This window comes from Microbacterium sp. CnD16-F (assembly GCF_024124465.1).
GTDB classification, from domain to species: Bacteria; Actinomycetota; Actinomycetes; order Actinomycetales; family Microbacteriaceae; genus Microbacterium; species Microbacterium gawkjiense.
The window spans coordinates 1-6,914 of sequence record NZ_JAMXSA010000083.1; the positions used below are offsets into that span (position 1 = coordinate 1).

General features: G+C 63.6%; 7 protein-coding genes. 1 reads left to right on the forward strand and 6 read right to left on the reverse strand.

Going from position 1 to position 6,914, the window contains the following annotated elements:
* Positions 1-420: 420 nt before the first annotated feature.
* The 3 genes from NH287_RS14390 to NH287_RS14400 form a co-directional block, all read right to left on the reverse strand.
* Positions 421-1,152 (reverse strand): hypothetical protein, encoded by a 732-nt coding sequence (locus tag NH287_RS14390; RefSeq protein WP_253036158.1) that lies wholly within the window; start codon positions 1,150-1,152, stop codon positions 421-423.
* A gap of 145 nt (positions 1,153-1,297) precedes the next feature.
* Positions 1,298-2,956 (reverse strand): hypothetical protein, encoded by a 1,659-nt coding sequence (locus tag NH287_RS14395; protein WP_253036159.1) that lies wholly within the window; start codon positions 2,954-2,956, stop codon positions 1,298-1,300.
* Entirely contained in the window at positions 2,953-3,483 is a 531-nt protein-coding gene (locus NH287_RS14400) for a hypothetical protein (RefSeq protein WP_253036160.1), read from the reverse strand. The genes NH287_RS14395 and NH287_RS14400 overlap by 4 nt, the downstream gene beginning before the upstream one ends.
* Before the next feature lie 151 nt (positions 3,484-3,634).
* Between NH287_RS14400 and NH287_RS14405 the strand changes: the two genes are divergently transcribed.
* The gene (locus NH287_RS14405) at positions 3,635-3,919 is read left to right on the forward strand and encodes a helix-turn-helix transcriptional regulator (RefSeq protein WP_253036161.1); all 285 of its coding nucleotides are present in this window, start codon (positions 3,635-3,637) and stop codon (positions 3,917-3,919) included.
* On the opposite strand, the gene NH287_RS14410 is transcribed toward NH287_RS14405, so the two are convergent.
* The 3 genes from NH287_RS14410 to NH287_RS14420 all read right to left on the reverse strand — a co-directional run.
* Positions 3,873-6,266: a TniQ family protein gene (locus NH287_RS14410; RefSeq protein ID WP_253036162.1), complete on the reverse strand. Its 2,394-nt coding sequence runs from the start codon at positions 6,264-6,266 to the stop codon at positions 3,873-3,875. The genes NH287_RS14405 and NH287_RS14410 overlap by 47 nt on opposite strands.
* A gap of 40 nt (positions 6,267-6,306) precedes the next feature.
* Positions 6,307-6,741, reverse strand: coding sequence for a hypothetical protein (locus tag NH287_RS14415; protein ID WP_253036163.1), 435 nt, complete (start codon positions 6,739-6,741; stop codon positions 6,307-6,309).
* A 41-nt stretch (positions 6,742-6,782) separates the two neighbouring features.
* The coding region (locus tag NH287_RS14420) for an integrase core domain-containing protein (RefSeq protein WP_253036164.1) at positions 6,783-6,914 on the reverse strand (132 nt) is incomplete at its 5' end.

Here is a 6,914-nt window from a genome sequence, read left to right on the forward strand (position 1 = left end):
CACTCCTGGGCTGTACTCCGACACCGTGAGTGAGCTCGTCGCGAGCATCTGCAATCACAACGAAAACTAGCCCCCACATCCCTGAAGGATCACGAAACGGTTACACCACTCCACGGGACTTGACCCGACAACTCTGATCGATCTCTCACGGGCAACGGTTCGGAACCTCCGAGCCCTACTTTGCGTAAATGCAAAGTAGCCCGGTCGATATCGCGGTTTACGCAATGATCATCGGGATCCGTCACCTCATGTAGGAACCGCTCAGAGATGTCCACTGCGCTCCCGAATCACCGTGAAGCTGGAACCAACATGTCCATGAAAGCGCGAGCCTTCCACGGACCGACTTGTCCGTTAGGCCGGTGATCTGCTCCCCCGACGAATCGCGCGCGGCCGTAAGGCCAGAAGCCTACCCGCGGGGTCCTACTCGATTCCGAGCCGCCCAGGCTCGTGCCGGCCGTCGTCGGATCTTCCGTTGATGAAAATTCTGATGAGTTCAGCCAACTCCTCGTTTGCCTGCAGCTCGGGGTGGGCCTCAAGCATCCGCCTGATCTCACCGGCGACCTCCTGAGGGGACAACTTCTTCATTCTCTGTTGCCATTGAAGGACGCCGACGTCGCCGCCCTCGATACGGACGTTGGACAGAAGCATCCAGATTCGCTCCTCGAGCGAGTTGAGCGCAACGGCCCTGCGCAGTAGCTCCCGCCAGTCCTCGGCGCTCATAGTGATGACGAGCTGGTCCTCGGCAAGCTCGACGTCGGACCCGACGATGAGCGCTACCGACTCTTCCGCGACGGTAACCTCTCCGGAGAGCTCGTACAGTTGGATCTCGCGAGTGGCCGCTGCCTCGGTCGACTTGGCCTTCTGCGTTCGACGTTGCCTGAGGTGTTCGATGCCCTTGACTGTTCCGACGGTCGCCCCCACCAGCACGAGTGCGCCGATGCCTAGAATTGCCCAATCCCTCGGGGTGAGATTCTTGAGTGCGCTCTTGCCCTTGTCTACGAGAAAGATCTCGGCGTGGGTCTCAAGGCTGTTCGTCTTGGCGTCCCTGAGTAGCGCCTTCACAGCGCCCTCCGTTTGCTTTGACGCGGACAGTTTCATCCCATCCAAGACTCGGATAACCGCAGGCACATCTGTGTAGCCAGGTTCAGTCATGTTCGCATCTCCCACCATGTGACGAAGCGTTGTGGCCGTCGGGGCCGGCGTGATTCGTGGTCAAGTGTCTACCGGCCACCAGCGCCAGTCATCTTGCTGAGTAGAGCAACGCCGCAGCAGACAACGGCAATACCAACGGTCCTTCCTATCCGTCTTCAGTAGCTGTCTCGGCGAGCATCGCCAGCGAGAGGGCCGGTGCGCCGCGGAGGATTGCGGTGAACTCGCGAGACGTGCGGGCGATTCGCGGTTTCGTTCCGGTGCGGGTCTGCTTGCTCTGAAACTTGCCGTCCACGAAGTCAAGGACGGTAAGCCTGTGCTTGAGCCGCGACCCCGAGTATTCGCTCAAGTCGAGCATGTAGGCCTCGTATTTGCGACCGGCCTCGTGTGCATCCGAAACACTCGCGTCCACAAGATGAAGTAGTCGGACGTCCATTAGGTCCGTCAGGAGTGTGTACGCAGAGGCGCGTTCTTCTCGTTCTCGCAGGTCAACAAGGAAGTAGGTGAAGCCCTTCTCCTCCAGGCAGAACGACCGGACCTTCCCTAGCGTCGTCATCGTCCGCTCGGCGGAGCCCACGTTCGAGGCCATGTCCTCTTCGAGCTCTTGCTTCTTCGCTGCACCCGCATCACCCGCGGCTTGATTCACGTCCTGCACGCCGACTAGTAGAGCCTTCTCTCGGCGGCGAGCACGGGAAATGGCGCTTGTCGCGAGTACCAAGAAGTCGCGAGGAACCGCGCCCGAAGCGATAACCAGGCGATCGAGTGCCTCGCTGCGAAACACCTGCGAAAGCGACGAGATGTGGGCACGCTTCGCAAACTCGAAGAGCACACCCTCGAGGAACTTCTTCGCAAGTGAAGGATCCTGCAGGGTGATGTCCAGATCGATCAGCTCCGCGTCTTGACCCGACTGGAGTCCCATCGGCGGCGAGGCCTGCCACCATCTCGTCAGGTGGCGGATCGAAGCGATCTTCAGCCAAGCGTTGACGTCTCGGACAATTCCATGAAGGAGATCGAGGACGAGTGGCTGCTGCTTCCGCTCGAGATAATAGAAGTCGTCGAGGAACACGAACATCGGCTCGGCAACAACATCGAGAGCATCGCGTACTACTTGGTGCGCACGGGGAACGAGGACTCGGACGGCCGTCGCGTCAGTAGTGGTCGCATCGAGCAGATACTGAACGTCGTTTGCCAGCTTGATTACTCGCAGAGCTACCTGAGAGCTGGGCGGGATCACGCGCGAGATCTGGATGGAACGAAGCATCTCATTGAGCACATACAGAACGATGCGGTAGGGATCCTCGTGCCTGTACGTCTGAATGTTCACCCAGACCGCGAGAGCACCGCTTCGCTCAAGCTGACGCTTTGCTTCGACCATGAGCGCCGTCTTGCCGGCGCCACGCCGACCAAAGATCAGATTGTGCCGGGCTGCTGACACCGCCGCGATGCTAGCGCGGGCGTCGGGCACGTACGCGAGGCTGGGCTGAGCGTCGGATACACGGTTATGAGCGCTGACCAGCTTGACGAGTTGGTCACACCGCTCGTCGTGCACACTCTTCACCCGCCCGAGTGACTGAGCGTCCTCAGCCACCTGTGCGGACTTTCGGACGATGACGTAGACATCGTCCCCATCCTCCGTCTCGATATCCAGCGTGCCGGCGAGGACGAGCGCCCTGGTGTGATCCTCGGGCGTGACAAAGACCAAGACGTGAGTCTCCTGCGGGAACTGACGCTCCTCAACACCCACGACGCCGATTCCGTCAGCCGCGAACGCCTTCTCGATCCTGAGGAGGGTACCTTCAGCGCTCATACGTACGTGCATCCTTTCGCCCGCAGATAGTTGCGAGCTTCCACCGCAAGGGACCGGGCTACGAGTTCCAGTTGCTTCGCATCATCTCGAAACTCCACATCCGCGATCGGATATGCGTCGTAGTCCGCCTCGTTGCGACGGTATCGCGCATCCTTCAGGTTGTTTTTCCACACAGAATCATTCGGAAAGTCCGCCGGAACGCGCTTTGGCAACTCGCTGTGAGACTGGTGGTCATCGCCCTCGGCCTCATAGAACACAACAGCCCTCATGTAGTGGTACATCGCGTAGTAGAACCGACCAACCGCAAGCCGAAAGAGCGGTGGCCTCCTCCGTAGCATCGCCGATCCCGCATCACGGAACGAGTCGGCGAGCTGCAAGCGATCCGCGATGCTCTGGTGACGGAGATCATCAATCGTGCGCTTCGTCGCGGTCTCATGGTGAACGCCCTCCTTGTACATCCGCAACTCGACGGCCGTCGCCTTGCTGATGCGATGGAGTACTTTGTCGGCGGGCGTTTGACTAACCAATTCGACTCCATCGGGAACGTTCGCGAGCGGTTCGCAACGCCAAGCTCTTTACGTCGGAGCCTAGCCGAACTCGTTCCGGGCTTGAACGGAGAGATCGTTTTGCCATACGGATTAGGCCATACCGACACTCTCCAGCGGGAACGCTGGATCGGTGGCGAAGCGGACCAGACCCGAGGACGCTGCCTGGAGTGACTACGCAGGCGAGCTGGCTGCGAACCTCCGCCGCCTCCGCGCCAAGGCCGGCTTCAGCCAGGAAGACGTCGCCTACCGCTCAGGGCTGACGCGCTACACGTACCAGAAGTACGAGAAGGGCGAGTCGAAGCCGGGGACGCCGGCGAACCCGACGATCCGTACTCTGCTTGCAATGTCGCAGGTGCTGGGCGTCGCGCTCACGGACATCCTTCCGGCGGAGGCACCGGACTTGAGACTCCGCTGACTTCGAGAACCCGAGCCAGTTTGTCACGAACCTCGACGCCCAGCGTGGTGAGCTCAAGTGGCTGCCCGCGCTGAGCTCGCGTGATCAGCGGACCACCAGCATCAACGCCGAGGCGCTTCATCTGGATCGCGAGGATGCTCAGCGTCACACCGATCTCGCGCGCGGCGGCAGTCATCGTGTCGTGGCGGGCAACAAGGAGGAAACGTTCGGCGCGCTGAGTGGCATCCTGTCCCACCAGGATCCGACGCAACAGCGGCGAGTCGCCAGCCCGCGGGTCCACGCGGATCGCAGTCGCCTGGCTTGCGCTACCGCGCGGCCGGCGCGGGATTCCGGCCGCCTCGAGATGGCGATTGATCGTGGTCATCGTCACGCCGAGCTGGGCGGCGATCTCCGGGATGGTGCGGCGCTCGGCGACGTATCGCTGCCGCAACCACTCCTCATCGATGGCGATTCTCCTGCGCCCGCGGCGCGTCTCGACACCGGCATCCTCGAGCACCCGACTCACGGTCTGACGCGCGACGCCATGGTCGACGGCGATCTCCTCCACAGATCGTCCCGATGAGTAAGCGGCCGCCGCACGCGCCGGCTTCACCGCCGCACGGGCAGGCCGCGCCACCGGCCACTGTCCCTGAAACTCTTCGTCGAGATCGTCACGGAGGCCGGCAACGCCGAGGCCCGGCATCCACGAGACAGGCTCGTCAATGCTCCGCGTCGTGAGGAACTTGGCGGCCGCATCTTCGAGAGCCCGCGATACAAGACTCGGCATCCCGTCGCGAAACTGGCGCAGCTCCGCGAACGAGGGGAAGCCCGCATCTTGGGCAAACGGCGCCCGCGACACGCGGTTCCCGCTCAGCAGAGCGTAGAGGTGCGCACGCGCGGCCTGCCAACGGCGAACGCCGCCGGCCTGCACGTTCACGCGCCGACAGATCTCTCTCCATTCGTCGCGAGGCAGGACGCCGGAGTAGTCGATCGCCCTGCGCCGCGCAAAGTCGATCGGTGGTGACTCCTCGTCGAGAAACGCGGCGAGACGTGCGATTGCACGGATGGTGTCGGCCTCGGGTGCGTTGCGGCCGAGGGAGCGCATGACGTGGCTGACTTGGCGTCCTTGCATCTCGGGGTCGAGGAGCTTGATCGCTGATCCGTGCGTGAGACGCGCTCCGGTGAAGACGACCGCGGCCGCCAACGCCCCACCGGCGATCTCGGCGTCGAGTCGTCGTGGCGCAAGTCGGGCCGTCCACTCCGGCCAGAGAACGGCGGGGACCTTGGCGGCACGTGCCTCTGGGCTCGCCGCCACCACCTCCATCGCTTGGAGGGTCGCCGTTGGCCGTCGGGTTCGGCCGAGTGCGCGGCTCACGTGGTCGCGCAGCGGCGGGGAATGGTGGTCGAGCGCGGCATGGGCGCTGACCCGACCGCGCAACACGTCGGCGACGCGCTCGACCGACCTCAGCGCCTCGAATGCGATCGTGTTGCCGAGTGCGACTTCCCGCGCGGTGCTCGGCCGGAGCGCGACCTTACCCGTGCCTGCATGCGACGTGATCGCTTCACCCGTCGTTGCGCTGGCGGGCATCCACTCGAACCTGTGCCCGTCGACCAGCGCCTGCCGTCCGGCCCGGGACAGCAGGAGCATGTCGGAGAGGATGTGGATGGCGCTCGGTCGGGCATCGGCGTAGATTCCGAAGTCGCTCGTGCCGGCGGCGACTACTCGCAGCATCATGCGCTGCGTCTCACGCGTCGCTTCGTCCGCCGCGACGAGCTCTTCGGCTGCGGTCAGGTCGGCGCCGCAGCGTTCGCGTATGGACGGGAGACCGGCCGATGGTCTGTTGTGACAGTGCCCCGGCTTGGGTACGACGGTGATCGGGTGTCCGATGAGGCGGGGCGGTTGCCCGCATCCGGGGCAGAGATCCACGAGGAGCCGCTTGTGGCGCAGGCAGGCGAACCCGAAGGGGAACTGCCACGACATTCGCCACCTGCCGCCCGAATCGGTGAGACAGTCGGGGCAGTACCGCGCGGCGACCCCAGTGCTCGGGCAGGAGGCGCTGATCCGTCCTTGCGGCGTGAAGCGGATGGCGTTCGCGGCGAATGCGGTGCGCGTCATCGCTCGGTACTCGTCCGCCGGTCGTCCCGTCGTCAGCTCGAGATTCGTGAGTTGTTGCGGTTCGAGCGCGGTGGACCATGCCCTCGCGGACTGCGGAGTCTTGGCCGGCACGCGGTCGGTGTCGATCAGGCCCAATGCGCGAGCCATCTCGCCGACGGTCGCCCCGTAGCTGTGCGCCATGAACTCGACCCACGAGTCGAGCGGCTCGTCGGGGAGCGGCATGGCGACGTGAAGCAAGCGACGCAGCGTCACGATTTCGCCTGACCGCCACGATCGTGACCACCTGCCGGCATCATGCTGCGGCGTCCGGCTTCTTCTGCTTCGTCGCGCTGAGCTTCTTCTGCTCGAGTTCCTTCGCGACGACCTCTCGGGCGTCTTCGGCTGCAACATCGATGTGGATCTCGTCGAGCAGCTGTCGCGTCAGGGCTTCCGTACCGTCTCGTATCGCGTGGACGGCGCCGAGGGTGATGAGTTTGAAGAGCGACCCGATCATGCCGGTCGATCGTTCGTAGAGGTAGTCGGCCTGCTCCCTGAGCATGCGAGGTCGGGCGTTGGCGAGCACAAGGTGGGATTCGATGGTGCCGAGGATCGATACCCATGGCTTTCGGTGCTCACCGACGGGATGCTCGAACGGCGGGAGCGTCAATCGTGTCCAGCGCCGCGCGATCTGCGACATCGCCAGCTTCCGGTCGGTCTTGCTCTCGCTGAGCAGGCCCGTGTCGCTCATGTTGACGCCCGTGAACAGGAACGTCGCCGGGTACTCGTTGGCTAGCTGTACTGACCGGAGACGTTGGTCAATCGTGAGAAGGGCGGCTGGTTCCCGCAGGCCGTGTGGGGCCGGTGATGGTTGTAGTAGTGCAGCCATCCGTCGAGTTCGCCGCGGCGCTCCGTCTCGGAGGT